Annotated in this window: 3 protein-coding genes; 2 read left to right on the top strand and 1 reads right to left on the bottom strand. The window is 56.1% G+C overall.

What is annotated here, in order from left to right; all coding sequences use genetic code 11:
• The coding region (locus WM40_RS26750) for a GntR family transcriptional regulator (RefSeq protein WP_046154597.1) at positions 1-191 on the bottom strand (191 nt) is incomplete at its 3' end.
• Positions 192-336: 145 nt separating this feature from the next.
• Between WM40_RS26750 and WM40_RS26745 the strand changes: the two genes are divergently transcribed.
• Both WM40_RS26745 and WM40_RS26740 read left to right on the top strand, forming a co-directional pair.
• Positions 337-1,218, top strand: coding sequence for a fumarylacetoacetate hydrolase family protein (locus WM40_RS26745; RefSeq protein WP_046154596.1), 882 nt, complete (start codon positions 337-339; stop codon positions 1,216-1,218).
• Positions 1,215-1,736 (top strand): alpha/beta fold hydrolase (locus WM40_RS26740; protein WP_046154595.1); only part of this gene is annotated, 522 nt, incomplete at its 3' end. The genes WM40_RS26745 and WM40_RS26740, both read left to right, overlap by 4 nt.

The raw sequence follows: 1,736 nt of genomic DNA, 5'->3' as shown, positions 1-1,736 counted from the left end.
CGGTCCTTTAAGTCCTGCAAAACACGGCGCACTGCGCCCCGAGATGCGCCAAATTGCTCGCTAAGCTGTCGCTCTGCAGGAAGCTTAACGCCGTCGCTAAGTCGACCTGATGCGATTTCGTCGACCAGAAATGCGGCGAGTGCTCGCGCACCAACCGCCCGGACCGTGCCTTTCGCCTCTATCTCACCCATTGTCATTCCTCTTTGCCCATTGGCTGAATCATATGGAAGTAGTACCAATTGGTCAATTCATTGGTTAACCCGTCTTGCAAATAGTCCATTTTGGTTCTACATTTCGATTTACGAAAACCAATTGGACTTTTGAAAGAGAGGACGTATGAAGCTGGCAAACCTTGAACTGGCAGGCGAAAAATTCGTTGCCGTGGTCGACACTTACCGACAAAAGTACTGGCCGGTCCAAGCACTGGTACCGGAATTCCGTGGCGACATGATCCAATTGGTCCAACTATATGGCCAGCTAAAGGGCGACCTGCGTCTTCGCGGTGACGGTTCCCCCCTAAGCGAAGCGAAGGTTTTAGCTCCCATCGATGAACCACGCCGCAATATCTTCTGCGTCGGCAAGAACTATCACGAGCACGCGGCCGAATTCCAGAATTCGGGCTTCGACAGCAGCGCTAAGGATGGCGAGCACGCCCCGGAAGCCCCCGTGATTTTCACGAAACCAGCTTCCACCATCATTGGCCCGGGCGCGCTGATTCCGCGCCATACGGGCGTTACCAGCCAACTCGACTACGAAGCTGAACTCGGCGTGGTGATTGGCAAGGCCGCCAAAGGCGTCAAGAAAGCGGACGCAATGGACTATGTTTTCGGATATACCGTTATCAACGATTTCACGGCGCGTGACCTGCAGAAGTTGCATCGTCAATGGTTCCTCGGCAAGTCACTGGATGGTTTCTGCCCGATGGGCCCGTATGTGGTCACTGCGGATGAAGTCGACGGGCAGAACATCGACCTCAAGTGCTGGGTCAACGGCGAGCTGCGTCAAAACTCCAGCACGTCGAAGCTGATTTTCGACATCCCCACTCTTATCGAGACGATTTCTGCAGGCATCGAATTGCAGCCGGGTGACGTTATCGCGACGGGAACGCCCGCCGGCGTGGGAATTGGCTTCAATCCGCCGAGGTTCCTCCAGAAAGGCGATGTGGTTCGCATCGAAATCCAAAACGTCGGTGTGCTCGAGAACGAGGTGGGCGAATGACGACATCGCTTGTCAAGAATGTTGCTGTTGAGGTCGAAGGTGATGGTCAGCCTGTCGTTTGTATTCACGGGCTTGGCGGCTCCTCAAACAACTGGACGCCCGTCATGTCAGCGTTTGCGGGGATGCAGGTCATACGTCCCGACCTGCCCGGCAGTTCGCGCTCCCAGTTATCCGACTGTCCGCTCTCAATCGACCATTATGTGGAAACACTCGTATCAGTCTTGCAAGAGCTTGGCGTGAAGCAAGCGCACATTGCTGCTCATTCGATGGGCACCATCGTCGCTCAACACTTTGCCGTTCGCTATCCTGAAATGGTTAAGAGCCTAGCACTCTTCGGCCCGCTGCTTGCCCCCCCCGACGCAGGTCGTGCCGGCGCAAAAGCACGTGCGACTCTCTGCCGCGAGAAGGGCGTAGCCGGCGTCCAGGAAGTCGCCGACGCAATCGTTAAGGGTGCGACCAGTTCCCAGACGAAAGCTGAGCGTCCCGTCACGCTGGCCCTCGTGCGGGAAAGCGTCATG

The organism is Robbsia andropogonis (assembly GCF_000970345.1).
In the GTDB taxonomy this organism is placed as follows: domain Bacteria; phylum Pseudomonadota; class Gammaproteobacteria; order Burkholderiales; family Burkholderiaceae; genus Robbsia; species Robbsia andropogonis.
The sequence above is the reverse complement of the archived record's forward strand: the minus strand, read 5'-3'. Positions and strand labels throughout refer to the sequence as shown.

What these genes read in the sequence shown, in the direction of transcription:
- WM40_RS26745 (WP_046154596.1), top strand. Translation starts at nt 337, where the DNA reads ATGAAGCTGGCAAACCTTGAACTGGCAGGCGAAAAATTCGTTGCCGTG.